The sequence below is a fragment of the Enemella evansiae genome, from assembly GCF_002250705.1.
Lineage (GTDB): Bacteria > Actinomycetota > Actinomycetes > Propionibacteriales > Propionibacteriaceae > Enemella > Enemella evansiae.
The window spans coordinates 44,589-68,474 of record NZ_NMVP01000012.1; the positions used below are offsets into that span (position 1 = coordinate 44,589).

Sequence of the window (23,886 nt, forward strand, 5' to 3'; positions counted from 1 at the left end):
CCGTGCGCGCTTCGACCACTCGACCCAGAGTGCTGCGCCGACTCCTGATCGCCACCGGTGCCCTCGGGTTGCTCTGGTTCGGTGGCTGCCTGAAGTGGTTCCGCTACCCGGCCACCGATGAGCCCCGGTCGACCGACGCCGCATACGTCCTCGCCTCCGGCGGCGGGGTGACGCGGGTGGGTGACGGTGACCTGGACGCCCTCCCGGGTCGGACGATCGTGCTCTCCGTCTCCGATGTGCTGGCCGGTCGGCCGGACTATCAACAGGCCTGCGCCCAGCCCGATGTCGTCTGCCTCAGTCCGGACCCGGTGACCACCCGTGGTGAGGCCCGGGTCTTCGCCGAACTCGCCCGCGAGCGGGGCTGGCGGTCGGTGACGGTGGTCACCCACCAGTCCCACATCACCCGCAGCCGGATGCTGATGAAGCGCTGTTTTCCCGGTGAGGTGCGGATGCAGGCGATCGACGCCGAGAACGGGCGCCGCGCCTGGGCGTACGCCTTCGCCTATGAGACCGGCGCGATGATCAAGGCCCAGCTGATCCGCTCCTGCTGAGATCGGGCTGCTTCGCCCCGGTCGTCATCTTCAACCCGACCATGGCAGCGATCAGGCCGACGAGCAGCAACCCGCGTACCACGCTGAACGCCTCGCCGAAGAACACGGCACCGACCAGCACCGTGCCGACGCTGCCGATACCGGTCCAGACGGCGTAGGCAACGCCGACATTGATCGACTTCAGTGCCCGGGAGAGGAACTCGAAGCTGAGGATGCAGCAGGCCAGGAAGGCACCCCACCAGCGCGGGTCCTGCTTGGCCAGCATCATCGAGGTGGTGAACCCGATCTCGAAGATCCCGCCCAGGACCACCCAGAACCAACCCTGTTTCATGCCGTCACCTTCAATGCCACGATCAGCGCCACGATCACCCCGAGCAGCCCCACCGTCGCGGGCCGCAGCCTCTCGCCGAACGCGAGCGCCCCGACCAGCACCGTGCCGACCGCGCCCATGCTGGTCCAGATCGCGTACGCCGTGCCCATCGGGATCTCCCGGGTCGCGCGGTCCAGGAAGGTGAAGCTGATGAACGCGCACGGCAGAAACGCCCAGAGCCAGTTCCTGTTGCGCTGCTCGAGTTTCAGGAAGGTCGTCATGCCGACCTCGAACACCCCCGCCAGCAGCAGGCTCCCCCATGCGAGCATCTCCGTCTCCTTATTTAGCCCGTCTGTGTCATAAACCTTTTTAGCACGGTTGTGCCATCAACGCCAAACCGCCTAGGATCACCCCATGCCGCGCATCGTCGACCACGACCAACGCCGCCGAGAGCTCGCCACCGCGGTCTGGTCGATCGTGCGTACCGACGGCCTGGGCGCGGTGAGCATCCGCCGAGTGGCCGCAGAGAGCGGCTGGTCCACCGGCGCCATCCGGCACTACCTGCCGAGCCATGACGAGCTGATTTCCTTCGCTGCAACGGAAATGGCCCGCCAGGCCACCGAGTACGTGGCCTCGCTGCCACGCACCGACGACCCCGTCGCCGACTTCCGCGCCTTCCTGCTCGCCACCCTGCCGCTGAACGAGGAGGCGCGGACCTTCCTGGAGGTGTGGCTGGCGTTCATCGGTGCGGCGGTGACCAGCAACGACCTGTCCGATGCCCACGGCATCCTCTACCGGGACCTGCACACCGGGCTGCTGCAGTGGCTCACCGCGCTGGACCGCCGGGGCCTGCTGGCCGGTGATCCCGAACCGGCCGCGGACCTGATCCACTCCGGCATCGACGGCCTGGCGGTGCACCTGCTGCTCGGCCAGACCACCGCCGAGCGCGCCGAGTCGGTCGTCGACGGACTGCTCACCGCGGTGCTGCGCCCCTGATCGGAACCTTCCGGCCACATCCGGGCGACGACGCACCGCCGGCTCACTAGCGTCGCGAACGCCAGCTCGCAGGGCACCGGAAGGGGCCAGCATGTCGAAACGTGGAGTGATCTCGGGCGCCGTGGTCGCCGCCCTCACCGCAGGCCTCGCCCTGGTGGGGTTCAGCACCTCGGGAGCTGAGGCCGCCTCGGCCTCCTCGGTCACCCCGCTGGCCGATCCGGACACGCTGGTGGCCGAGAACGGACGCTACGTCACCTACGGCACCTCGCTCGGCAAGCAGAGCGGCCGGTGCAACACCACCGCCAAGGTGGTTCCCTACCTGGTCCACGGTTCGGGCGAGAATCCCGGCATGGGCGACTGCGTGAGCGGCGACGCGATGCCCGGCGGGCCCGGGGCCTGGGCCCAGGGCGCGGTCTGGGCCCCCGGGGTGGCACGGCACGGCGATCGCTACTTCATGTACTACACCGCCAGCCGCAAGGGCAGCGGCCAGAAGTGCATCGGTCGCGCCGTGTCGAAGTCGGCGACCGGACCGTTCACCGACGGCAAGGAATGGGCGTGCCCGCCCGCCGGCCGCTGGGCCATCGACGCCAATCCATTCGTCTCCGGCGGGAAGCTGTACGTCGCCTACCGCGACGATGCGGTGGCCAGCGGCGCCGAGACCGGGTTGTCGGTCGTCCGGGTCGGTGCGAGCGGGTTCGCCGACTGGTCCACCCGACGCACCCTGTTGCTGAGCACCGATATCCGCTGGGACACCACCGGTACCTCCGGCGGTACCCATGTGATCGAGAATCCGTCGATGTTCCGGACCGGGAACGGCGAGTGGTACGTGACCTATTCGGGCAACAACTGGGACAGCCCGCGCTACGCCACCGGCATCGCCCGCTGTGGCACGAACCCGTTGCCGAGCAAGCGGTGCAGCCCGATCGGCCAGGGTGCCACCCGTCCGTACTTCGGTTTCCGGGGTGCCGGGGACATCAACCCGCTCAAGGGACTGCCTGCGAACCACCGCGGACCCGGCGGGATGGATGTGTTCCAGACCCCGTCCGGCGACAACCGGGTGGTCTGGCACTGGTGGAACGGCCAGCGGTACGTCAAGACCGGTGATCTGAAGGCCGCCGGCAGCGGCTTCGTGGTCGACTGAGCACCCGCCCGCCGGCATCCCGAGCCGGATCACGATTCTCCCCCTGGCGTACCCCTCGAATAGACTCCGCAGGTCATCCCTCGAGGAGAAAGATTCCGCATGCCCACTCGCGCCGACCTGCGCAATGTCGCCATCGTGGCCCACGTCGACCACGGCAAGACCACCCTCGTGGATGCCATGCTGTGGCAGTCCGGGGCGTTCCGGGAGGGGTCCGAGGTCGACAACCGGGTGATGGACTCGATGGATCTGGAGCGCGAGAAGGGCATCACCATCCTCGCCAAGAACACCGCGGTGAAGCACACCATCGACGGCGAAGAGGTGACGATCAACATCATCGACACCCCCGGCCACGCCGACTTCGGCGGCGAGGTGGAACGCGGTCTGGAGATGGTCGACGGTGTGGTGCTGCTCGTCGACGCCTCCGAGGGCCCGCTGCCCCAGACCCGCTTCGTGCTGCGCAAGGCACTGCAGAAGAAGCTGCCGATCATCGTGGTGGTGAACAAGGTGGACCGCTCCGATGCGCGGATCGCGGAGGTCGTCTCCGAGACCGAGGACCTGTTCATGGATCTCGCCGACGACGCGGCCGATGCCGACGTCCTCGACTTCCCGGTGGTGTACGCCTCGGCGAAGGCGGGTCGGGCGTCGGTGAACCAGCCCGAGAACGGCGGGATGCCCGATTCGGAGGATCTGGAGCCGCTGTTCTCCACGATCATGCAGCACATCCCCGCGCCGACCTACACCGAGGGCGCCACCCTGCAGGCGCACGTCACCAACCTGGACGCCTCCCCCTACCTCGGCCGGCTGGCACTCTGCCGGATCGTGGAGGGCGAGCTGAAGCGCGGCCAGAACGTCGCCTGGTGCCGCGCCGACGGCAGCGTACGCACGGTGAAGCTGTCCGAACTGCTGATGACCGACGCGCTGGAGCGCAAGCCCGCCGATTCCGCCGGCCCCGGCGACATCGTCGCGATCGCCGGCATCGACGAGATCACCATCGGTGAGACGATCTCCGATCCGGAGAACCCGAAGCCGCTGCCGCTGATCACCGTCGACGAACCGTCGATCTCGATGACCATCGGCATCAACACCTCCCCGCTGGCCGGCAAGGCCGGCAAGAACCTCACCGCCCGACTGGTGAAGGCCCGCCTCGATCAGGAGCTGATCGGCAACGTCTCGATCCGGGTGAACAACACCGAACGCCCCGACACCTGGGAGGTCCAGGGCCGTGGCGAACTGCAGCTCGCGGTGCTGGTGGAGATGATGCGCCGTGAGTCCTTCGAGCTGACCGTCGGCAAGCCCGAGGTGGTCACCCGCACCATCGACGGCAAGCTGCACGAACCGGTCGAGCGGCTGACCATCGACGTGCCCGAGGAGTTCGTCGGCACCGTCACCCAGCTGCTCGGCACCCGCAAGTCGCGGTTGGAGCAGATGGTCAACCACGGCACCGGTTGGGTCCGGATGGAATACATCGTGCCGGCCCGCGGGCTGATCGGCTTCCGCACCGAGTTCCTCACCGAGACCCGCGGTACCGGGCTGATGCACCACGTCTTCGAGGCCTACGAGCCGTGGGCCGGGGAGCTGCGCACCCGGCCGACCGGGTCCCTGGTCGCCGACCGCAAGGGTGTGGTCACGTCCTACGCGCTGTTCAACCTGCAGGAGCGCGGCACCATGTTCGTCGGCCCGGGCGCCGAGGTCTACGAGGGCATGATCGTCGGCGAGAACTCCCGCCCCGACGACATGGACGTCAACCCCACCAAGGAGAAGAAGCTCACCAACGTGCGCTCCTCCACCGGTGAGGAGCTGGAGCGGCTGATCCCGCCGAAGCTGCTGAACATGGAGCAGGCGCTGGAGTTCTGCCGAGAGGACGAGTGCCTCGAGGTGACCCCGAACGCGGTCCGGATCCGCAAGGTGCAGCTCGCCGCCAACGACCGGGCCAAGACCCGCAACCGGAACAAGAACAGCTAGGCGCGGGGGCTTCGCCCTGGCGTACCCCCGTCTCGCCATCCATCGAACCCTGGCTGCACCCGGCGCACCCTGGAGCACGCGCCGGATGCACCCAGGGTTCGATGGATCGTGTGCGACCGGCGAGTTCCCGGGTGAGAGAACTGTTATCTGTTCGTGACCGGCTGGGGCCGGGTGGGGCGGCGACTTACCGTAGGTTGAACGGTGCGTCCATGGGCGCCGGGGTCTGTTCGTCGGCGGTTCATGGGGTGCCGGGCGACGCTTCCCCTACCCCCGGGTGACTTGACCGATCCGACCCAGCACGAGGACGACAGATGAAGCCAGTCGTTTCGACCGCGGTGGGGGTGGCAGCAGTAGCGCTCGCTATGGCGCTGCCCGGCCTCGCCCACGCGGCACCGACTCCCACCCCCGCTGTTTCCACTCCGACCCCGGGCGCGACGGCCACGCCGCGCGCGACCGCTTCCCCCTCACCGGCACGCTCCGCGTCGCCCTCCGGTACGCCGTCAGCGGCCCCGTCGGCCCGCGTCGCCGCCACCCCGGCAGCCACCGCGACACCGACCCCCGGCCCGACACCGACCGCGAACCCGATCGGCACCCCGCAGATCCAGGCCCTCTGGCTCGCCGAGGGCGGCCCCGCGGGCTGGCTCGGCAACAAGGTCGGCGACGAGGTCGCCGTCCCCGGTGGCGTGAAGCAGGTCTTCGACGGCGGTGACATCTACTACTCCGCCGGCACCGGTGCGCACTGGATCAAGGGCACGATCCGGGCCAAGTACGACGCCCTCGGTGGCGCCGGCTCCGCGCTCGGCCTGCCGAAGACCAACGAGAAGGACTCCAGCCGCCGGGCCGGGGCGAAGGTGCAGGACTTCGCCAACGGGCTGATGATCTGGACGCCCGACAACGGCGCCTGGGGCCTGTCCGGCAAGATCGCCGACAAGTACCTCCAGCTCGACGCCGAGGGCGGCGCGCTGGGGCTGCCGACCAGCGACGAGTTCGCCGGCCAGAACAACACCCGGGTGCAGCGCTTCGGCAACGGCCTGATCGTGCTGAACCACGACACCAACGAGGCCTGGTCGGTGCAGGGTTCGATCCTGCAGCGCTACGGCGACTACGGCTGGGAGGGCGGCGTGCTCGGCCGGCCCACCAGCGACGAGTTCGCCGGCCAGAACGGCGCCCGGGTCTCCACCTTCGAGCGCGGCCTGATCATCTGGACCCCCGAGACCGGCGCGCACGCGGTCTACGGCTCGATCATGACCAAGTACGGCGCCAAGGGCTGGGAGGGTGGCGAGCTCGGCGCCCCGACCAGCGAGGAGTTCGACGCCGGTCGCGACGGCCGGGTGCAGAACTTCCAGAACGGCTACATCATCTGGAGCGCCGCCACCGGGGCGTACGCCGTGCAGGGCCGGATCGCCGCCGACTACGCGACGCTGAACTGGGAGCGCGGCCCGCTGGGCCTGCCGATCAGCGACGAGTTCGACGGCGCCCGTCCCGGGACCCGGATCTCCCGCTTCCAGGGCGGCATCATCGTCTACACCGCCGAGACCGATGCGCACGCGGTCTACGGTTCGATCTACGAGACCTATGGGGCGTACGCCTGGGAGTCCGGCGTGCTCGGCGTCCCGGCCACCGACGAGTTCGGCGGCGGGCGCGGTTCGCGGGTGCAGAACTTCACCGGCGGGCAGATCCTGTGGAGCCCGGGCACCGGGGCGCATGCGGTCTATGGCCGAATCGCTGCCAAGTTCGCCGAGCTCGGCTGGGAGAACGGCCCGCTCGGCCTGCCGCTGACCCCGGAGTTCGACGCGGCGCGCGAGACCAAGGTGCAGAACTTCCAGGGCGGCCAGATCGTCTTCTCCCAGCGCACCGACGCGCACGCGGTCTACGGCTCGATCTACCAGACCTACGCCGACCTGGGCTGGGAGGCCGGGGTGATGGGCCCGCCCAACACCGATGAGTTCAACGGCCAGAACGGCGCCCGGGTGAATGCCTTCGAGAACGGCGGCATCATCATCTGGACCCCGCGCACCGGGGCGTACGCCGTCCGCGGGCTGATGCTGGAGGAATACGGCCGACGCGGCTGGGAGGGCGGCGAACTCGGCGCCCCGATCAGCAACGAGACCCCGATCCCGGGCGGCTGGGCGCAGGACTTCGAACGGGCCCGGCTGGAGTTCGTCGACGGCCGCTTCAATGTCATCTGGCCCGGGCCGAAGGTGGACCCGCGCTGCATGACCGGCCGGGTGATGTGCATCTCGAAGTCCGACCGCAAGCTGCGCTGGATGATCGACGGCAAGGTGCTCAAGGAGATGGACGCCCGCTTCGGTGCGGAGGCCACCCCGACCCGCGAGGCCGAGTTCCGGGTCTTCTCCAAGGTCCGCGACGAGGTCAGCTGGATGTACGGCAACACCCCGATGCCGTTCGCGATGTACTTCTCCGGCGGCCAGGCCGTGCACTACTCCTACGACTTCGCTGCTCGTGGGTATGCCGGCGCCTCGCACGGCTGCGTGAACATCCGCGACTGGGACGGCATCCAGTGGCTGTTCGACACCCAGGTCCGGATCGGCGACAAGGTCGTCGTCTACTGGTGACCAGCTGAACCGAGGTACGCAGGCGGCCCCCGACCGATCCGGTCGGGGGCCGCTTTGTGTTCAGCGGGTGCGGCGACCGCGCAGCGCGTCGAGCTGGCGGCGTTCCCGCTTGGTCGGGCGGCCGGCGCCGGGGTCGCGGTGGATCGGGGCCGGGGCCAGCTCGCGCGGCAGCCGCGGCGGTGAGTGGTCGGCGTACGCCTCGACCGCGAGCGGGGCGCCGACCCGGGTCTGCAGCAGTTGCTTGACCTCGAGGATCCGATCGAATCCCTGCACCCGCAGGCGTACCTCGTCACCGACCCGGACCGGGGTGGACGCCTTGGCCGGGCGGCCGTTCACCCGGACGTGGCCGGCCTTCGCGGCGGCGGTGGCCAGCGAGCGGCTGCGCAGCTGGCGCACCGTCCACAACCAGGTGTCCACGCGTACGCTCTCCATCGACCCAGCGTAACCACCGATGTGAGCTTGCTTGCAATAGTTTGCGTTTTGCTAGCAGCAGCTAGCATACTGATGGCATGGCCAAGAAGACCGCAACGGACTCGAGCACCTGGGGCGAATCCCTGGGCGAGTTCATCGCCGACCAGCGTCGCAGTGCGTCGCTGTCGATGCGTCAGTTGGCCGAACTGGCAGGGGTCTCCAATCCCTACCTGAGCCAGATCGAACGCGGACTGCGTCGGCCCTCCGCCGAGGTGCTGCAGCAGCTCGCCAAGGCTTTGCGGGTCTCCGCGGAGTCGCTCTACATCCGTGCCGGCATCCTCAGCCCGGACGAGGAGGGCACCGCGGATGTGACCCGCGCGGTGCTCGCCGACACGGCCATCAATGAGCGTCAGAAGCAGGCGCTCCTGGAGGTGTACGCCGCCTTCGCCGACCAGCATGCGGCGGCCACCCGGAAGACCCGGACCCGGCGCACCACCAAGACCCCGCGATCTCAACCACGCAAGGAGAAGTGATGAACGACAAGCTCAAGGACCAGACCCAGCCGCTGCTCGACACCAGCCTCAAGGCGCTCTACGTGGCCGCCGGTGTGACCGACGTGCTTGCCGAGCGGCTGCGCGAGTACGCCGAGACCAAGCAGGCCGAGGCCCGCACCCGGCGCGCCAAGCGCAAGGAGCAGCTGGAGCAGGCGACCGAGCTGCTCAAGGAGGCCCCGGGCCAGGCGAAGGGTCTGCTGGACCAGGCGCCCGAGCTCGCCCGCACCCTGCCCGAGCAGGTGCAGGTCCAGTTGGAGGAGCTGCTCAAGGAGCTGAACCTGAGCTTCGACGAGATGGCCGTCCGTGGGGAGAACCGGATCGTCGAGGTCCGTGCCCAGGCCGCCACCGCCGCCCGCCGTGGCGCCCGCCGCACCCAGGCCGCCGCCGATCGTGCGAGCGCCGATTTCGTCGCCGACGTTGACGATCTCGCCGATGCCACCGACAGCGGCACCGGTACCGCGAAGAACGCGCCGACGAAGAAGGCGCCCGCCAAGAAGGCCCCGGCCAAGAAGGCGACCGCGAAGAAGACCCCGGCGAAGAAGACCACCGCCAAGAAGGCGCCGGCCAAGAAGAGCACCACCAAGGCGAGCACCAGCAAGTCGACCGCCAGCAAGTCGACCGCCAGCAAGTCGAGCACCCCGGCGCCCGCCTCGGAGTGAACCCACCTCCCTGAGGTGGATCCAGGGGGTTCATCTCGACACGCCAACGGCCCGCTACCGCTTCGCGGTGCCGGGCCGTTGGCTACTCGATGAACGTGTGCGTCACTGGTCGCGGGGGCGGGGCACCGAGGCGGTGATCAGCGAACCGTCCTGGCGACGACCGCCGACCAGCGGGCCGGGGCCGATCTCACCGCGGCGCCGCTCCCCCTGGCCGGACAGCGGCACGCGGCACACCTCGTCCGGTTCGATGTCGACCTGCTGCTCACCGACACGCACCTGCATGGCGGGGCCGGAGAGGATCTCGAATCGGATCTCGTCGCGGCGCAGCGTGACCAGCAGCCGGGTCTCCCGCCAGCGCAGCCGGAATCGCAGCTCCGGCCAGGATTCCGGCAACCGCGGCTCGAAGGTGAGCTCGCCACCGGTGTCCCGCATCCCGCCGAAGCCATAGACCAGCGCCGACCAGACACCGCCGGCCGAGGCGACGTGCACCCCGTCGGTGGTGTTGCCGTGCCGGTCGTCGAGATCGACGAACAACCCGGCATAGAAGTAGCGCAGCGCCAGATCGTGGTAGCCGGTCTCGGCGGCCATGATCGACTGCACCACCGCCGACAGCGTCGAGTCGCCGGTCGTGATCGGGTCGTAGTATTCGAAGTCGGCGCGCTTCTCCTCCGCGGTGAAATGCTCCCCCTGCAGGAAAAGCGCCAGCACCACGTCGGCCTGCTTGAGCACCTGGAAGCGATAGAGCACCAGCGGGTGGTAGTGCAGCATCAGCGGCCGCTTCTCCGCCGGGGTGTGCTCCAGATCCCAGACCTCACGCTCCAGGAAGTGCATGTCCTGCGGATGCACACCGAGGCTCTCGTCGAAGGGGATGTACATGCCCTCCGCGCAGCGCGCCCATTCCTCGACCTCGTTGTCCCGCAGCGAAAGCCGCTTGGCGACCCGGGCGTACGCCTCCGGATTGAGCTGCTTCAACTCGGTGACGGTCTCCGCGGCGTGCGCGAGATTGAACCGGGCCATCACATTGGTGAACAGGTTGTCGTTGACCACGGTGGTGTATTCATCGGGGCCGGTCACCGAGTGGATGTGGAACTCCGAGGTCCCGTTGGTGCGCCAGAAGCCGAGGTCGGCCCACAGCCGCGCGGTCTCGACCAGGATCTCCACACCCTCGTGCAGCAGGAAGTCCAGGTCACCGGTGGCGTTCACGTACTTCACCAGGGCGTACGCGATGTCGGCGTCGATGTGGTACTGCGCGGTGCCGGCGGCGTAGTAGGCCGAGGCCTCCTCACCGCTGATCGTGCGCCACGGGAAGAGCGCACCGAGCTGGGCCATCTCCTCGGCCCGCTGCCGCGCCGCGTCCAGCATCGCGTACCGGAACCGCAGCGCCATCCGCGCGGCCTGCGGCTGCGCATAGGTGAGGAAGGGCAGCACATAGATCTCGGTGTCCCAGAAGTAGTGCCCCGAATATCCGGTACCGGTGACACCCTTGGCGGCGATGCCCTGCGCCTCCGCGCGGGCCGAGGCCTGGGCCAGCTGGAACAGGTTCCAGCGGACCGCCTGCTGCAGCGCCGGCTGCTTCGGCAGCTCCACATCGGCGCTGCGCCAGAACTCGTTCAGCCAGGCGCGCTGGTCGTCGTGGATGGACTCGACACCCTGCTCGCGGGCGCGGTCGAGGGTACGCCGGCAACGGTCGATGAGTTCTCGCACCGGCACCGACTGGGAGGTGTGGTAGGCGACCAGCTTCTCCAGGTGGATGGGCATCCCCTGCCGGGCGTTGATCCGGTAGACCAGCTTGCCCGAATCGGGTTCGGCCGAGATCTGTTCGCTGTAGTCGTTGTCGGTGAACATGCTGTGATCGACACCGACGGCCAGCGTCATCCGCGACTCGTGGGTGCGGTAGCCGAGGGTGATCCGGCCGTCGCCGGCGGACTGGCTCACCGGATCGAGCACGCGGCGGTCCAGCGATTCCTGCTTGCGCGGGTCGTTGCCACCGGCGGCCCCGGTGCTGCGGGTGACCCCGGAATACTCGTCGTGGCCGTCCTGGCGGTTCAGCACCTGCGAGGAGATCACGATCGGGGCGTCCCCGTCGAGCATCGTGATGTCCATCGTCATGATCGCCAGATGGCGCTGGGCGAAGGACACCATCCGGGTGGTGTTGATCTGCACCCGCTTGCCGGCGGAGGTCCGCCAGATCACCTTGCGGCGCAGCACACCGGTCTTGAAATCCAAGGACCGTTCGTATTCGTCGAGATCGGCGGTGGCCAGGTTCAGCGGCTCATCGTCCACATAGACCTTCATCACCTTGGTGTCGGGCACGTTGACGATGGTCTGGCCGACCCGGGCGAAACCGTGCGCGTCCTCGGCGTGCCGGATCTGCCAGGTCTCGTGGAAACCGTTGACGAAGGTGCCGTGGGTGTGGGCGTCGCGGCCCTCCTCCGGGTTGCCCCGCATCCCGAGATAGCCATTGGCGACCGAGAACAGCGTCTCGGTGGTGCCGAGATCGGCGGGCCCGTAGTCGGTCTCCACCAGGCGCCACTCATCGATCGGGAAGCGGGTGCGATCCAGCGGATCCTCCGCCTGGGGTGGAGCATCGCTGGGTCCCTGCTCCGGTTCGGTGCTGGGCTCGAAGTTCCACGGGTCGGCATTCACCCGACCCGCCTCCGGGGCGCCATTGGGGCGACGCACTGCCGCCTCCATGGGCGGTTCCGGCAGATCAGCCGCAACCAGGCTCGGTTCGAAGTCCTCGGTCATGTCCCCATCACTCGTCAGCGTCCGCTCAGGAGCGGACGGAATCAACCAGCTCGTCAAGATCGCCGACCACGACGTCGGCCCCGGCCTCCCGCAATCGGTCGGCACCGGTGCCGCGGTCCACGCCGACCACGAGCCCGAAGTCCCCCGCTGCCCCGGCGCGTACGCCGGAGAGTGCATCCTCGAAAACCACCGCACGTTCCTTCGGTACGCCGACCCGCTCGGCCGCGGCGAGGAAGGTGTCCGGCTGCGGCTTGCCGGGCAACCCCTCCGCGGCGGCCACCTGGCCGTCGATGATCACCTCGAACCGGTCCAGCAGACCGGCCGCCTCCAGCACCGCCCGGGCGTTCTTGGACGATGAGACGATCGCGACCTCGGTGCCCCGCTCGGCCAGCGCGTCCAACAGGCGTACCGAACCCGGATAGGGCTGGATGCCTTCCTCGGCGAGGATCTGGTTGAACAGCTTGTCCTTGCGGTTGCCGAGCCCGCTGATCGTCTCCGCCTCCGGCGGATCGGACGGCTCACCCTGCGGCAGCTCGATGCCCTTGGCCTCCAGCAGGGTCGCGACCCCCTCGTAGCGAGGCCGGCCGTCGACGTGGTCGAAATAGTCGGCACTGGTGTACGCCGCAGCGCCACGCGCCGCCAGGAACTCGGAGAACATCGTGTCCCAGGCGCGCATGTGGACCTCGGCGGTCGGTGTGATCACGCCGTCCAGATCGAACAGGCAGGCGTCAATGTCGTCCCAATGCACAAAAGGTGACTCTAGTTCGCCCGATCCAGTGGTGCGAACAACTCTCGGGCGGTTGGCCAAAAATTGTTACACGTCGGTAAGCCGGCCCCCTCCGGCCCCCGGTACGGATCAGTTCGTGCGCAGCGCGCGGACGTGCAGCCCGACCTCGGGATCGACCAGCGGCTCCTGGGCCGCGGCGATGCCCTCGACGACCAGCGGTGCGTCGACGGCGACATTGCGCTTCACCAGGGCGAGTGCGATCGGGCCGAGCTCGTGGTGCCGCGCGGAGCCGCCGACGAAGCCGATCGCCCGGCCGCCGTCGGCACCGGTCAGCTCGGCACCGGCGCTCGGCAGCGCGTCCATCGACCCGTCCAGGTGCAACCGGACCAGCCGGCGCGGCGGCCGGCCCAGGGTGTGCACCCGGGCGACGGTCTCCTGGCCGCGATAGCAACCCTTCTCCAGGTGCACCGCATCGGCCAGGCCGAGCTCGTTGGGGATCGTCCGCTGGTCGGTGTCGAGGAAGATCCGCGGCACCCCGGCGGCGATCCGGCGGGCCTCGTACGCCCACAGCCCGACGGGTTCGGCGCCGCTCGATTCGAGGTAACCGGCCAGGTGGTCGCGCGGGATGAACGACTCGTACCCGCCCAGCGAATCCGGTGCCTGCCGGGTGATCCGGCCGGTCGGGGATTCCCCGGGCTGCCAGACGACGGCCAACTCATCGCGCAGGCGTACCTCCACCTGACGCATGAAGATCATCCGCTGCAGGAAATCCGCCAGCGCCCGGCCGCGGCCGGGTTCGGTGTGCGCCCAGACCGTCTCCCCGTCGTCGACCAGATAGAGCACGTGCTCGATGTGGCCCTGCGGGGAGAGCAGGAAGGCGGTCGTCCCGGTGCCGGTGGGCAGCTGCGCCAGATGCTGGGTGGTCAGGTCGTGCAACCAGGTCAGCCGGTCCGGCCCCGCGATGGACAGCACGTCGCGGTGATCCAACCGGACCGCACCCCGGCCGGACTCGAGCAGCCGCTGCTCGGCCATCGGGTCGCCGTGGTGCCAGATCGCCCCGGTGTCGGGGCCCTCGGTGAGAGTGATGCTCACTTGCGCTCCAGTTCTCCGGTCAGCCAGGGCGCCAGCGGAATGTCCTGATCGGCCCGGTCGCAGGCGAAGAGCAGCTTCTGCTGGATCCGGCCGTAGAGCCGGGTGCCGGCGGTGTGGGTGCCCTCGCTGAGCGCGGCATCGGTGGTCAGGTCGATCTTGGTGCCGAGCTCACCCCCGGGGGCGGACTCCAGCCCGGTGATCGAACCGAACCATTTCTGCGCCACCCCCTCGGGATTGCAGATCACCACCATCAGCTCGTTCTTCTCCTGCGGCACCCAGAACCCGGTCTCCATATAGACGGGCTTGCCGAGCTGGCCGTCCTCGTCCTCATAGGCCTGCAGCAGGTAGTGCAGGTAGGGCTCGCCGTTGTGGTGGAAGTCGACCTGCTCCAGCACCCGCTTGTCGGTGCCCTGCCACTGGGTCTGGCCGAAGCCCTCCCAGTGCCCGATCAGCCAGGCCAGCCCCTTCAGGCCGGGATGCATGCCCTCGGGGAAGGAGAAGTCCAGATTGGCCCCCTCGCCGGTCGGCTGGTCATTCATCGGCTGGTCACTCATCGGGCTCCTCCAACGTGTGCTCGGGGTGTACCGATCCAGCCTATGCCCCGACGAAACCGGCCGGCGCGGGGTCCGCGGTGCGGGGTCCGCCGCTGCTAGGTTCGCGTGCCATGCGAGTGGTGCTGCAGCGGGCCGCCTCGGCCGAGGTACGGGTCGATGACGAGGTGGTCGGAGCATTGCCGGCGCCGGGGCTGGTGCTGCTGGTCGGGATCACCCACACCGACACGCCCGAGATCGCGGCCAGGCTGGCCGACAAGATCTGGCGGCTGCGGATCCTCACCGGCGAACGGTCGGCCGCCGATGAGGGCGCGCCGTTGCTGGTGGTCTCGCAGTTCACCCTGTACGCCGACACCCGCAAGGGCCGCCGGCCCTCCTGGAGCGCCGCGGCGCCGGGCCCGGTCAGCGAGCCGCTGGTCGATGCGTTCGTCGCCGCGCTGCGGGACCTCGGCGCCCACGTCGAGACCGGCCGGTTCGGGGCGCAGATGCAGGTCTCCCTGGTCAACGACGGCCCGGTGACCCTGGTCCTGGACTCCGACACGTACGCCGGCTGATCGCGAGTGCCCGTACGCCGGCTGAGCGAGCGAGGAACGAGCACGTACGCCGGCTGAGCGAGCGAGGAACGAGCACGTACGCCGGTTGAGCGAGCGAGGAACGAGCACGTACGCCGGTTGAGCGAGCGAGGAACGAGCGAGTCGAAACCAGCCCCGGTCCCTTCGACTCGTCGCTGCGCTCCTCGCTCTGGGAACGGGTGGAGGCTGCGCTCCTCGCTCTGGGAACGGATGGAGGCTGCGCTCCTTGCTCAGGGAACGGATGGAGGCTGCGCTCCTCGCTCAGGGAACGGGAGAACCGGCGTACGTGCTCGCTCAGCCGCCGGCGAAGGGCGGCAGCACCTCGACCTCGGTGGGCTCGGTCAGCGGCTGCGCGAGCTGGTCGGCGCCCTGGCGTCGACCACCGACCAGGATGCTGCAGACATCGAGCACCGAGGCGAAGCCGGCACCGCGGTCTGCCCGGGCCGTGGTCAGCGCCGCCTGGACCGAATCGGCAGCGATAGTCTCATGCTCGACCCCGGCGGCCGCCGCCGCCCCGGCCCAGTAGCGGATCTGGACAGCAACCATGACCGCGATTCTTGCACGTCCACCAATCGACAGGGGGTGAGTACGACGGCCACGCTGCTGCTGCTCTCCCGCGAACGCGCCTCCGCCGCGGACATCCTGCCCGCCCTCGGCCTGCTCTCGCACACGATCCGGATCGCCGCCGCCGAGGCGGCCAGCCTGCTCGATGTCGAACCGGACGTGGTGCTGATCGACGGCCGGATCGATCTGGTCGGCGCCCGCAACCTGTGCCGCACCCTGGCCGCGGCCGGCAACGGATTGCCGGTGCTGCTGGTGCTGACCGAGGGCGGCCTGGCGGCCCTGTCGGCGGAGTGGGCACCGGACGATTTCATCCTGGCGACCGCGGGCCCGGCCGAACTGGAGGCGCGATTGCGGTTGGCGAGCCGGGCCGAGGACGTCGACGATCTGATCCGCGCCGGCGGCGTCGAGGTCGACGAGGCGGCCTACACCGCCCGGCTGGACGGCCGGCTGCTGGACCTCACCTACACCGAGTTCGAGCTGCTGAAATATCTGACCGCCAACCCCGGCCGGGTGTTCAGCCGCGAGCAACTGCTCAGCGAGGTCTGGGGTTACGACTACTACGGCGGCACCCGGACCGTCGATGTGCACGTCCGCCGATTGCGCGCCAAGCTCGGCGAGAAGGAGTCGCTGATCGGCACCGTGCGCAACGTCGGCTACCGCTTCGACCCGCGCTGATGCGGACCCGCGCTGCGGGGTGCGCGTGACCGGACGTGCAGTGCCCGCAGCGTTCCATGATCAAACCCAGTGGGACCGGGTTCGCGAAGGTCTCCGCGGGCACTACTGCACGTCCGGTCACGGGCGATCACATCTGCCCCGGGCCCACCCCACGGAAATGGTCACGGAGCGCTAACGTGTCGCCCATGGGACCCGACTCGTTCAGCACCACCGTCGTCGCCGCCCTGAACGCCGAGCAGCGCAGCCAGGTGAACGATCTGATCGCGCGGGCCACCGAGTCCGATGGCGTCGGCCCGCTCAACGAGCACGCCCGCCTCGAGGTGAACCGCGGCACCGCCAGCGACGGCCTGGCCCATCTGCTCGGCCTGGACGGCGACCGGATCGCCGGGTACGCCTTCCTGGATTCGACGAGCGCCGATCCGATCGTGCAGCTCGTCGTCGACCCGGCCAGGCGGCGCCGCGGACTCGCGACCCGGATGATCGGCGAGCTCGGCTTCGATCCGCGGGTCGCCGAGCGCAGCGGCCGCTGGCAGCAGCAGTCGCTGCGGACCTGGTCCTTCGGCGACCTGCCGGCCGCCCGCGAGTTCGCCGGTTCGCTCGGGCTGCAACCGATCCGCGAACTGCTGGTGATGGAGCGCGACACCGCCGAGATCGGTGAGGTGCAGCTGCCGGCCGGGGTCACCGTGCGCACCTTCCGCCCCGGCGACGAGGACGCCATCCTGCGGGTGAACGCCCGCGCCTTCGCCCACCACCCCGAACAGGGCGGGCTGACCAAGCAGGACCTGCAGGACCGGATGAACGAGCCCTGGTTCGATCCCGAGGGCCTGTTCGTCGCCACCCGACCCGACGCCCGGGGCACCGAGCAGGTGATCGGTTTCCACTGGACCAAGATCCACGATGCCGACCTGGGCGAGGTCTACGTGATCGCGGTCGATCCCGACCATGCCGGCGGCGGCCTCGGTCGGCAGCTGCTCAACCGCGGGCTGCAGCATCTGGCCGACCGGGGCGTACGCCGGATCATCCTCTATGTCGAGGGTGACCAGGCATACGTCGTGAAGCTCTACCTCTCCGCTAGATTTGAGGTCGCGAACCGCGACGTGTTGTACGCCTCCCCGCTCCCCGAAGAGCGGGTGCAGCCGACAGGTCCGGCCACCCCATGAAGAAGCACTGACAGCGCCAGCAGGAAGCAGGTCCCGATGCCGGAGGCAGCCACCAGCACGCCCGGGCCATGGCTGCCCAAGGATCGATTCGCCGATCGCGAGTTGAGCTGGCTGGCGTTCAACGAACGGGTGCTGGCACTGGCCCGCGACGGGGTCCGGATCCCGCTGCTGGAGCGGGCCAAGTTCCTGGCGATCTTCGCCTCCAATCTCGATGAGTTCTTCATGGTCCGGGTGGCCGGGCTGAAGCGACGGATGGCGGCCGGGGTCGCGGTGCCGAGCGTGTCGGGGTTCCTGCCCCGCGATCTGCACACCGCGATCCTGCGCCGGACCCGGGAACTGGTCGCCGACCAGGCCCGGGTGTTCGCCGAGGAGGTACGCCCCCAGCTCGCCGCCGAGGGCATCGAGATCCTCTCCTGGGGTGAGCTGACCGGCGCCGAGAAGGACCGGATGCGGACCCTGTTCGCCGAGCGGATCTTCCCCGTCCTCACCCCGCTCGCGGTCGACCCCTCGCACCCCTTCCCCTACATCTCCGGGCTGTCGATCAACCTGGCGGTGCTGCTGAAGAATCCGCAGACCGGGGTGCGCCAGTTCGCCCGGGTGAAGGTGCCCAATGTGCTGCCCCGCTTCGTCACCCTCGGCGAGGGCCGGTTCGTGCCGCTCGAGGACGTCATCGCCCGGCACCTGGACCAGCTGTTCTCCGGCATGCAGGTGCTCCAGCACCACGTCTTCCGGGTCACCCGGAACGAGGATCTGGAGGTCGAGGAGGATGACGCCGAGAACCTGCTTTTCGCACTGGAGAAGGAATTGCTGCGGCGCAAGGTGGGCCGGCCCCCGGTCCGCCTCGAGGTGGCCGCCGACGTCGACGAGCACATGCTGGAGCTGCTCGTCTCCGAGCTCGACATCAGCGAGCGGGAGGTGTTCAAGGTCGACGGGCTGCTCGATCTGAGCGGGCTGTTCTCCTTGACCGACACCGATCGCGAGGATCTGGCGTACCCGGCGTTCCTGCCGATCACCCATCCGCACCTGGCCGAGGTGGAGACCGCCCAGCCGGCCGACATGTTCACCGCCCTGCGCAAACGCGATGTGCTGCTGCACCACCCCTACGACTCCTTCGCCACCAGCGTGCAGCGGTTCATCGAGCAGGCGGCCGCCGACCCGCACGTGCTGGCGATCAAGCAGACCCTCTACCGCACCTCCGGCGACTCCCCGATCGTCGACGCGCTGATCGATGCCGCACAGGCCGGCAAGCAGGTGCTGGCGGTGGTCGAGATCAAGGCCCGCTTCGACGAGCAGGCCAACATCGGCTGGGCGCGGAAGCTGGAACAGGCCGGAGTGCACGTCGTCTACGGCATGGTCGGGTTGAAGACCCACTGCAAGCTGGCGCTGGCGATCCGCGACGAACCCGAGGGGTTGCGCCGCTACGCCCACATCGGCACCGGCAACTACAACCCCAAGACCGCGCGTACCTATGAGGACATGGGCCTGCTGACGGCCAATCCGATCGTCACCGAGGATGTCGCCCGGGTCTTCAACCACCTGTCCGGGATGACCCAGGAGACCCAGTACCGGCGGCTGCTGGTGGCGCCGCACTCGATCCGCAGGAGCCTGCTGGAACGGATCCACACCGAGATCGAGCACCACCTGGCCGGCCGCCCCGCCCGCATCCGGATCAAGGTCAACTCGATCGTCGACGAGGCGATCACCGACGCGCTCTACGAGGCCTCCCAGGCGGGGGTGCCGGTGGATCTGTGGGTACGCGGGATCTGCGGTCTGCGCCCCGGCGTGCCCGGGTTGAGCGAGAACATCCGGGTCCGCAGCATCCTGGGCCGCTTCCTGGAGCACTCCCGGCTCTTCTGGTTCGACAACGGTGGCCAGCCGACGGTCGGCCTGGGCTCGGCGGACCTGATGCACCGCAACCTGGACCGCCGCGTCGAGGTGCTCGTCGCGCTCACCAACCGCGCCCACATCCAACAGGTCGACGACCTGTTCGACCTGGCCTTCGACCCCGGCACGGCCGCCTGGTCGCTGACCGCCGAGGGATGGCAGGAGCAGACCCTGGACGCCGAGGGCCGGCCGCTGGTCGATCTGCAGGAGAAGCTGATCGAGGTCGCCGGGCAGCGCCGATCGAAGGAGTCGACCCTCTGATGCCGATGCTGCGCCGATCCGACATCTCCGCCGCCGGGGCGGTCGTCCTGAAACCCGACGCCACCGGGGGCCCGGACGCGGTACGGGTGCTGGTGGTGCATCGGCCCGCCTACGACGACTGGTCGCTGCCGAAGGGCAAGGTGGAACCCGGGGAGGTGCCCGCGGTGGCCGCGGTCCGTGAGGTGCTCGAGGAGACCGGGGTCCGGATCCGGTTGACCGCGCCGCTGGATGCGCACACCTACCGGGTCGGTCGGCGTACCAAGCAGGTGCGCTGGTGGCGGGCCGCGGTCGTCGCGGAGGAACCGCACGTCCCCGACGACGAGGTGGACACCGTGCTCTGGCTGACGCCCGCCGAGGCGCTGGAGCTGTTCTCCTACGATGCCGATGCCACCTTGCTGCAGCAGGCGCTGGACCAGCCGGAGACGGTGAATCTGGTGGTGGTCCGGCACGGGAAGGCGATGGATCGCGGCAAGTGGTCCGGCAACGACCCGGCCCGGCCGCTGACCCGGCGGGGCCGGACCCAGGCCCGGGAGCTGGTACCGATCCTGGAGGCCTTCGGCGTCGGCCGGGTGGTCAGTTCCTCCGCCAACCGCTGCGTCTCCACGGTGCTGCCGTTCGTCACCGACCACCAGTTGACGATCGATCGGCAGACCATCCTCAGCGAGGAACGCGGGGTCGAGGATCCGGCCGCGGTGGGCGATCTGATCGGTGTGCTGCGCGATGAGGTGATCGGCGGTGGCCGGGCCGTCGTCGTCTGCAGCCATCGGCCGGTGCTGCCGGCCATCCTGACCGCCCTGGATCTGCCGGATCATCCGTTCCACACCGCCGAATGCGCGATCGTCAGCCTGACGGCCGACGATCAGGTGCACGCGGTGCAGTGGATCACCACCCCGCACAAGAAGTGACCAACGGGGCCCCGCTCCACCGCGGCCGAGCGCCCCGACCGGCGTGCGGCGATAAAGCGACACGAGATAACGATTCGACCACTTGCACCCCCGTTCACCTGCAGTTCACCTTTCGTCACGAAATGCGTCACCACCCCTGCTTATGTTTCGAAACGTCAAGCGCTCCGGCCGATCCCGGCCGGAGGGAAACCGGGGCAACCCAGACGTGAAGGATGGATTTCCGTGTCGCTGAACCGACGTTTCGTCAGCCTGGCCGCCGTGGCCGCTGCTGGCGCTCTGGCGCTCTCCGCCTGCGCCGCCAACGAGACCCAGTCCCAGCCCGCCGCCCAGGGTGGCAACGGGGGTGAGCAGCTGTCCGGCCAGCTCAAGGGCCAGGGCTCCTCGGCGCAGAAGGTCGCCCAGGACACCTGGATCAAGAACTTCCAGACCGCCAACCCGGGTGTGACCATCAACTACAGCCCGGACGGCTCCGGCGCCGGTCGCGACGGCTTCAAGGGCGGCGGCGTGGACTTCGCCGGCTCGGACCGCGCGTTCAAGCCCGAGGAGAACACCGCCGGCGCGTTCGGCAAGTGCGAGGCCAGCTCCAAGGCCCTCGACATCCCGGTCTACGTGTCGCCGATCGCGATCTCCTTCAACGTCGAGGGTGTGCAGGACCTCAACCTGGATGCCGCGACCACCGCCGGCATCTTCAAGGGCACCATCGCCAAGTGGAACGACCCGGCGATCGTCGCGCTGAACCCGGGCGTACAGCTGCCCGATGCGGCGATCGTGCCGGTGCACCGCTCGGACAACTCCGGTACCACCGAGAACTTCACCGACTGGCTGAACAAGGCCGCCGGCGATGTGTGGACCGACAAGGCCAGCGGCGACTGGCCGGCCAGCCTGAAGGGTGAGGCCGCCAAGGGCACCGCCGGTGTGGTGGCCGCGGTCAAGAACGGCAAGAACACCATCGGCTACGTCGATGAGTCCCAGGCCCGCGACCTGAACAACGCCAAGATCGGCGCCGACGGCAACTTCAGCGAGCCGAGCGCCCAGGCCGCCGGTGAGGCGCTGGCCGCCTCCCCGGTGGAGTCCGGCCGCGACGCCAACGACCTGGCGATCAAGATCGACCGCAAGGCCGCCGGTTACCCGGTCTACATGGTCTCCTACGCCCTGGTCTGCCAGGACTACAAGGACGACAAGACCGCCCAGCTGGTGAAGTCCTACATCGGTTCGATCACCTCCAGCGAGGGCCAGCAGGCCGCCGCTCAGGCGGCCGGCGCCGCCCCGCTCCCGGAGAAGTTGTCCGGCCAGGTGAAGACCGCGGTCGACTCCATCAAGTGAGCTGGTCCCGGTACGACATCGCACGCCCGTTCCCGTACTCTCGGGAGCGGGCGTGTGGTGCGTCCCGGCACCCTCACTGACCGCCGATCAGTAACCACCGAAGCACCACCCGCACAGACCTGGCCCCGAGGAGAAGGATGTCCAGTTCCATGACCAAGGGAGCGGCGAACACGGCCGCACCTGTTCCCCCGGACGGCTCCGACCCCAAACGGGTGGCCAAGGTCGCCCGGCAGCGCAGCAGCAAGGGCGGCGAGTCCTTCTTCAAGGGCCTCTCGACCGGTTCCGGCATCCTGATCCTGGCGATCCTGGCAGCCGTCGCGGCCTTCCTCGTCGGCATGTCGATCCCGGCGCTCAGCTCCGATGCGCAGGACCTGCCCTACGGCGAGTTCTGGGCCTTCGTGCTGCCGTACGCCTTCGGCACCGTCTGGGCGGCGTTCCTGGCGCTGCTGATGGCGGTACCGGTGTCGATCGGCATCGCGCTGTTCATCTCGCACTACGCACCGCGCCGGCTGGCCCAGGGCCTGGGCTATGTGATCGACCTGCTGGCCGCGGTGCCCTCGGTCGTCTTCGGCCTCTGGGGCATCAACGTGCTCGCCCCGCAGGTGCTGCCGCTCTACGCCTGGCTGAACACCAACCTGGGTTGGATCCCGCTGTTCGCCGGCCAGGTCTCCGGCACCGGGCGCACCGTGCTCACCGCCGCCATCGTGCTCGCGGTGATGGTGCTGCCGATCATCACCGCGCTCTGCCGGGAGGTGTTCCTGCAGACCCCGCGGCTGCACGAGGAGGCCTCCCTCGCCCTCGGCGCGACCCGCTGGGAGATGATCCGCCAGGCCGTGCTGCCGTTCGGCCTGCCCGGCATCGTCTCCGCCTCGATGCTCGGCCTGGGCCGGGCCCTCGGCGAGACCATGGCCGTGGCGATGGTGCTCTCCCCCGCCCACGTGATCAACGTCCGGCTGCTCACCGCCGAGAACCCGAACACGATCGCCTCCAACATCGCGCTGGCGTTCCCCGAGGCGTACGGGCTGGGCGTCAACCAGCTGATCGCCTCCGGCCTGGTGCTGTTCGTGATCACCCTCGCGGTGAACATGGCGGCCCGCTGGATCATCGGCCGCCGCAAGGAATTCTCGGGAGCCAACTGATGTCGACAGCAACCGAACCCACCAACGAGGAACTGGCCCGGCGCGACAGCGCCCAGGCCGACACCCGCCGCCAGCTGACCGCCGGCCGGCTGCCCAACCACATCGGCCTGGCCACCTTCGTGGTGGCGGTGGTCGTCGTCGGGGCCGCGCTCGGCCTGATCGGCGCCTTCTCCCTCGCCGCGACGCTGATTCTCGGCACCCTGCTGTTCCTGGTCACCATCAGCGTGCTGTCCACCGTGGTCGAGGGCGCCCGCCGCGCCCGCGACCGATTCGCCCGCTACCTGGTCACCACCGCCTTCGTGATCGCGCTGATCCCGCTGATCTCGCTGATCGTCGGCACCGTCTCCAAGGGCGTGGAACGGATGGACGTCCAGTTCTTCACCTACTCGATGCGCAACGTCACCGGTGATGAGCTCGGCGGCGCGGTGCACGCCATCTACGGCACCCTGATCGTCACCGGACTGGCCACGCTGATCTCGGTGCCGATCGGCATCATGACCTCGATCTACCTGGTCGAATACGGCGGCACCTCCCGGATCGCCAAGGCCACCACCTTCTTCGTCGACGTGATGACCGGTATCCCCTCGATCGTTGCGGGCCTGTTCGCGTACACGGTCTTCTCGCTGGTCTTCGGCCCCGGCACCCGGATCGGCCTGGCCGGTGCGGTGGCGCTCAGCGTGCTGATGATCCCGGTCGTGGTGCGCTCCACCGAGGAGATGCTGCGGCTGGTGCCGAACGAGCTCCGCGAGGCCTCCTACGCCCTCGGCGTACCGAAGTGGCGGACCATCCTGAAGGTCGTGCTGCCCACCTCCATCGCCGGCATCATCACCGGTGTGGTGCTGGCCATCGCCCGGGTGATCGGCGAGACCGCCCCGCTGCTGGTGGCCGCCGGATTGACCACCTCGCTGAACACCAACCCGCTGTCGGACCCGATGACGACGCTGCCGGTGTTCGTCTACTACTCCTACGTCACCCCGGGCATCCCACCGGAGCCCTACATCGCCCGTGCCTGGGCGGGGGCGCTGACGCTGATCCTGATCGTGATGGCCCTCAACCTGCTGGGCCGCGTGATCGCCGCGAAGTTCGCCCCCAAGCCGGGCCGCTGACCACCAGAGCAAGAGAAGA

General features: G+C 69.1%; 23 protein-coding genes. 15 read left to right on the plus strand and 8 right to left on the minus strand.

All coding sequences use genetic code 11. From position 1 onward, the window contains the following. Window positions 1-2: 2 nt before the first annotated feature. A complete protein-coding gene (locus BI335_RS08835) occupies window positions 3-551 on the plus strand; it encodes a YdcF family protein (RefSeq protein ID WP_172421807.1) in 549 nt (182 codons plus the stop codon). Here BI335_RS08835 and BI335_RS08840 read toward each other — a convergent pair. Both BI335_RS08840 and BI335_RS08845 read right to left on the minus strand, forming a co-directional pair. Next, entirely contained in the window at window positions 523-882 is a 360-nt protein-coding gene (locus BI335_RS08840) for a DMT family transporter (RefSeq protein ID WP_094430391.1), read from the minus strand. The genes BI335_RS08835 and BI335_RS08840 overlap by 29 nt on opposite strands. After that, window positions 879-1,190, minus strand: coding sequence for a DMT family transporter (locus BI335_RS08845; protein WP_094430394.1), 312 nt, complete (start codon window positions 1,188-1,190; stop codon window positions 879-881). Before BI335_RS08845 ends, BI335_RS08840 begins: the two co-directional genes overlap by 4 nt. Window positions 1,191-1,275: 85 nt before the next feature. Between BI335_RS08845 and BI335_RS08850 the strand changes: the two genes are divergently transcribed. From BI335_RS08850 to BI335_RS08865, 4 genes are all read left to right on the plus strand, one after another. Beyond that, entirely contained in the window at window positions 1,276-1,857 is a 582-nt protein-coding gene (locus BI335_RS08850; protein ID WP_094357336.1) for a TetR/AcrR family transcriptional regulator, read from the plus strand. Window positions 1,858-1,948: 91 nt separating this feature from the next. Continuing rightward, entirely contained in the window at window positions 1,949-2,998 is a 1,050-nt protein-coding gene (locus BI335_RS08855; protein ID WP_094430396.1) for a family 43 glycosylhydrolase, read from the plus strand. Between the two features lie 99 nt (window positions 2,999-3,097). Then, window positions 3,098-4,960, plus strand: a complete 1,863-nt coding sequence (gene typA, locus BI335_RS08860; RefSeq protein WP_094430398.1) for a translational GTPase TypA — start codon at window positions 3,098-3,100, stop codon at window positions 4,958-4,960. A 311-nt stretch (window positions 4,961-5,271) separates the two neighbouring features. After that, window positions 5,272-7,536 carry a L,D-transpeptidase family protein gene (locus BI335_RS08865; RefSeq protein WP_144009100.1) on the plus strand — a complete coding sequence of 755 codons (2,265 nt, stop codon included), beginning with the start codon at window positions 5,272-5,274 and terminating at the stop codon, window positions 7,534-7,536. 60 nt (window positions 7,537-7,596) lie between these two features. Here BI335_RS08865 and BI335_RS08870 read toward each other — a convergent pair whose 3' ends face one another. After that, a complete protein-coding gene (locus tag BI335_RS08870; RefSeq protein WP_094357344.1) occupies window positions 7,597-7,968 on the minus strand; it encodes an RNA-binding S4 domain-containing protein in 372 nt (123 codons plus the stop codon). A gap of 77 nt (window positions 7,969-8,045) precedes the next feature. Between BI335_RS08870 and BI335_RS08875 the strand changes: the two genes are divergently transcribed. Further along, a complete protein-coding gene (locus BI335_RS08875; protein ID WP_094357346.1) occupies window positions 8,046-8,480 on the plus strand; it encodes a helix-turn-helix domain-containing protein in 435 nt (144 codons plus the stop codon). Continuing rightward, window positions 8,480-9,160 (plus strand): hypothetical protein, encoded by a 681-nt coding sequence (locus BI335_RS21045; protein ID WP_144009101.1) that lies wholly within the window; start codon window positions 8,480-8,482, stop codon window positions 9,158-9,160. Before BI335_RS08875 ends, BI335_RS21045 begins: the two co-directional genes overlap by 1 nt. Window positions 9,161-9,262: 102 nt before the next feature. On the opposite strand, the gene BI335_RS08885 is transcribed toward BI335_RS21045, so the two are convergent. The 4 genes from BI335_RS08885 to BI335_RS08900 form a co-directional block, all read right to left on the minus strand. Next, entirely contained in the window at window positions 9,263-11,908 is a 2,646-nt protein-coding gene (locus BI335_RS08885; protein ID WP_229118022.1) for a glycoside hydrolase family 65 protein, read from the minus strand. Between the two features lie 25 nt (window positions 11,909-11,933). Then, window positions 11,934-12,656 carry an HAD family hydrolase gene (locus BI335_RS08890; RefSeq protein ID WP_094430405.1) on the minus strand — a complete coding sequence of 241 codons (723 nt, stop codon included), beginning with the start codon at window positions 12,654-12,656 and terminating at the stop codon, window positions 11,934-11,936. 108 nt (window positions 12,657-12,764) lie between these two features. Then, on the minus strand, window positions 12,765-13,667 hold the full coding sequence (ygfZ, locus tag BI335_RS08895) for a CAF17-like 4Fe-4S cluster assembly/insertion protein YgfZ (protein ID WP_094430768.1): 903 nt from the start codon (window positions 13,665-13,667) through the stop codon (window positions 12,765-12,767). 56 nt (window positions 13,668-13,723) lie between these two features. Beyond that, entirely contained in the window at window positions 13,724-14,281 is a 558-nt protein-coding gene (locus BI335_RS08900; protein WP_208109421.1) for a heme-binding beta-barrel domain-containing protein, read from the minus strand. Between the two features lie 110 nt (window positions 14,282-14,391). Between BI335_RS08900 and dtd the strand changes: the two genes are divergently transcribed. After that, entirely contained in the window at window positions 14,392-14,832 is a 441-nt protein-coding gene (gene dtd / locus BI335_RS08905) for a D-aminoacyl-tRNA deacylase (protein WP_094406165.1), read from the plus strand. Between the two features lie 312 nt (window positions 14,833-15,144). Here dtd and BI335_RS08910 read toward each other — a convergent pair whose 3' ends face one another. Next, window positions 15,145-15,396, minus strand: coding sequence for a ubiquitin family protein (locus tag BI335_RS08910; protein WP_094357440.1), 252 nt, complete (start codon window positions 15,394-15,396; stop codon window positions 15,145-15,147). Window positions 15,397-15,432: 36 nt separating this feature from the next. Here BI335_RS08910 and BI335_RS08915 point away from each other — a divergent pair, with 36 nt between their 5' ends. From BI335_RS08915 to pstA, 7 genes are all read left to right on the plus strand, one after another. Beyond that, the gene (locus BI335_RS08915) at window positions 15,433-16,089 is read left to right on the plus strand and encodes a response regulator transcription factor (protein WP_229119515.1); all 657 of its coding nucleotides are present in this window, start codon (window positions 15,433-15,435) and stop codon (window positions 16,087-16,089) included. Between the two features lie 185 nt (window positions 16,090-16,274). After that, window positions 16,275-17,249, plus strand: a complete 975-nt coding sequence (gene mshD, locus BI335_RS08920) for a mycothiol synthase (RefSeq protein WP_094430409.1) — start codon at window positions 16,275-16,277, stop codon at window positions 17,247-17,249. Window positions 17,250-17,285: 36 nt separating this feature from the next. Beyond that, window positions 17,286-19,394 (plus strand): RNA degradosome polyphosphate kinase, encoded by a 2,109-nt coding sequence (locus BI335_RS08925; protein ID WP_094430411.1) that lies wholly within the window; start codon window positions 17,286-17,288, stop codon window positions 19,392-19,394. Continuing rightward, window positions 19,394-20,299, plus strand: coding sequence for an NUDIX hydrolase (locus tag BI335_RS08930; protein ID WP_172421809.1), 906 nt, complete (start codon window positions 19,394-19,396; stop codon window positions 20,297-20,299). Before BI335_RS08925 ends, BI335_RS08930 begins: the two co-directional genes overlap by 1 nt. 222 nt (window positions 20,300-20,521) lie before the next feature. Further along, window positions 20,522-21,622: a phosphate ABC transporter substrate-binding protein PstS gene (pstS, locus tag BI335_RS08935; protein ID WP_229119516.1), complete on the plus strand. Its 1,101-nt coding sequence runs from the start codon at window positions 20,522-20,524 to the stop codon at window positions 21,620-21,622. Between the two features lie 137 nt (window positions 21,623-21,759). After that, complete coding sequence (gene pstC, locus BI335_RS08940; RefSeq protein WP_229119517.1) at window positions 21,760-22,761, plus strand: phosphate ABC transporter permease subunit PstC; 1,002 nt, start codon at window positions 21,760-21,762, stop codon at window positions 22,759-22,761. After that, window positions 22,761-23,867: a phosphate ABC transporter permease PstA gene (gene pstA, locus BI335_RS08945; RefSeq protein WP_094430417.1), complete on the plus strand. Its 1,107-nt coding sequence runs from the start codon at window positions 22,761-22,763 to the stop codon at window positions 23,865-23,867. The genes pstC and pstA overlap by 1 nt, the downstream gene beginning before the upstream one ends. The last annotated feature ends 19 nt before the right edge of the window (window positions 23,868-23,886 follow it).

What these genes read in the sequence shown, in the direction of transcription:
- BI335_RS08840 (WP_094430391.1), bottom strand. Translation starts at nt 882, where the DNA reads ATGAAACAGGGTTGGTTCTGGGTGGTCCTGGGCGGGATCTTCGAGATC.
- BI335_RS08845 (WP_094430394.1), bottom strand. Translation starts at nt 1,190, where the DNA reads ATGCTCGCATGGGGGAGCCTGCTGCTGGCGGGGGTGTTCGAGGTCGGC.
- BI335_RS08850 (WP_094357336.1), top strand. Translation starts at nt 1,276, where the DNA reads ATGCCGCGCATCGTCGACCACGACCAACGCCGCCGAGAGCTCGCCACC.
- BI335_RS08855 (WP_094430396.1), top strand. Translation starts at nt 1,949, where the DNA reads ATGTCGAAACGTGGAGTGATCTCGGGCGCCGTGGTCGCCGCCCTCACC.
- typA (WP_094430398.1), top strand. Translation starts at nt 3,098, where the DNA reads ATGCCCACTCGCGCCGACCTGCGCAATGTCGCCATCGTGGCCCACGTC.
- BI335_RS08865 (WP_144009100.1), top strand. Translation starts at nt 5,272, where the DNA reads ATGAAGCCAGTCGTTTCGACCGCGGTGGGGGTGGCAGCAGTAGCGCTC.
- BI335_RS08870 (WP_094357344.1), bottom strand. Translation starts at nt 7,968, where the DNA reads ATGGAGAGCGTACGCGTGGACACCTGGTTGTGGACGGTGCGCCAGCTG.
- BI335_RS08875 (WP_094357346.1), top strand. Translation starts at nt 8,046, where the DNA reads ATGGCCAAGAAGACCGCAACGGACTCGAGCACCTGGGGCGAATCCCTG.
- BI335_RS21045 (WP_144009101.1), top strand. Translation starts at nt 8,480, where the DNA reads ATGAACGACAAGCTCAAGGACCAGACCCAGCCGCTGCTCGACACCAGC.
- BI335_RS08885 (WP_229118022.1), bottom strand. Translation starts at nt 11,908, where the DNA reads ATGACCGAGGACTTCGAACCGAGCCTGGTTGCGGCTGATCTGCCGGAA.
- ygfZ (WP_094430768.1), bottom strand. Translation starts at nt 13,667, where the DNA reads ATGGCCGAGCAGCGGCTGCTCGAGTCCGGCCGGGGTGCGGTCCGGTTG.
- BI335_RS08900 (WP_208109421.1), bottom strand. Translation starts at nt 14,281, where the DNA reads ATGAGTGACCAGCCGATGAATGACCAGCCGACCGGCGAGGGGGCCAAT.
- dtd (WP_094406165.1), top strand. Translation starts at nt 14,392, where the DNA reads ATGCGAGTGGTGCTGCAGCGGGCCGCCTCGGCCGAGGTACGGGTCGAT.
- BI335_RS08910 (WP_094357440.1), bottom strand. Translation starts at nt 15,396, where the DNA reads ATGGTTGCTGTCCAGATCCGCTACTGGGCCGGGGCGGCGGCGGCCGCC.
- mshD (WP_094430409.1), top strand. Translation starts at nt 16,275, where the DNA reads ATGGGACCCGACTCGTTCAGCACCACCGTCGTCGCCGCCCTGAACGCC.
- BI335_RS08925 (WP_094430411.1), top strand. Translation starts at nt 17,286, where the DNA reads ATGCCGGAGGCAGCCACCAGCACGCCCGGGCCATGGCTGCCCAAGGAT.
- BI335_RS08930 (WP_172421809.1), top strand. Translation starts at nt 19,394, where the DNA reads ATGCCGATGCTGCGCCGATCCGACATCTCCGCCGCCGGGGCGGTCGTC.
- pstC (WP_229119517.1), top strand. Translation starts at nt 21,760, where the DNA reads ATGTCCAGTTCCATGACCAAGGGAGCGGCGAACACGGCCGCACCTGTT.
- pstA (WP_094430417.1), top strand. Translation starts at nt 22,761, where the DNA reads ATGTCGACAGCAACCGAACCCACCAACGAGGAACTGGCCCGGCGCGAC.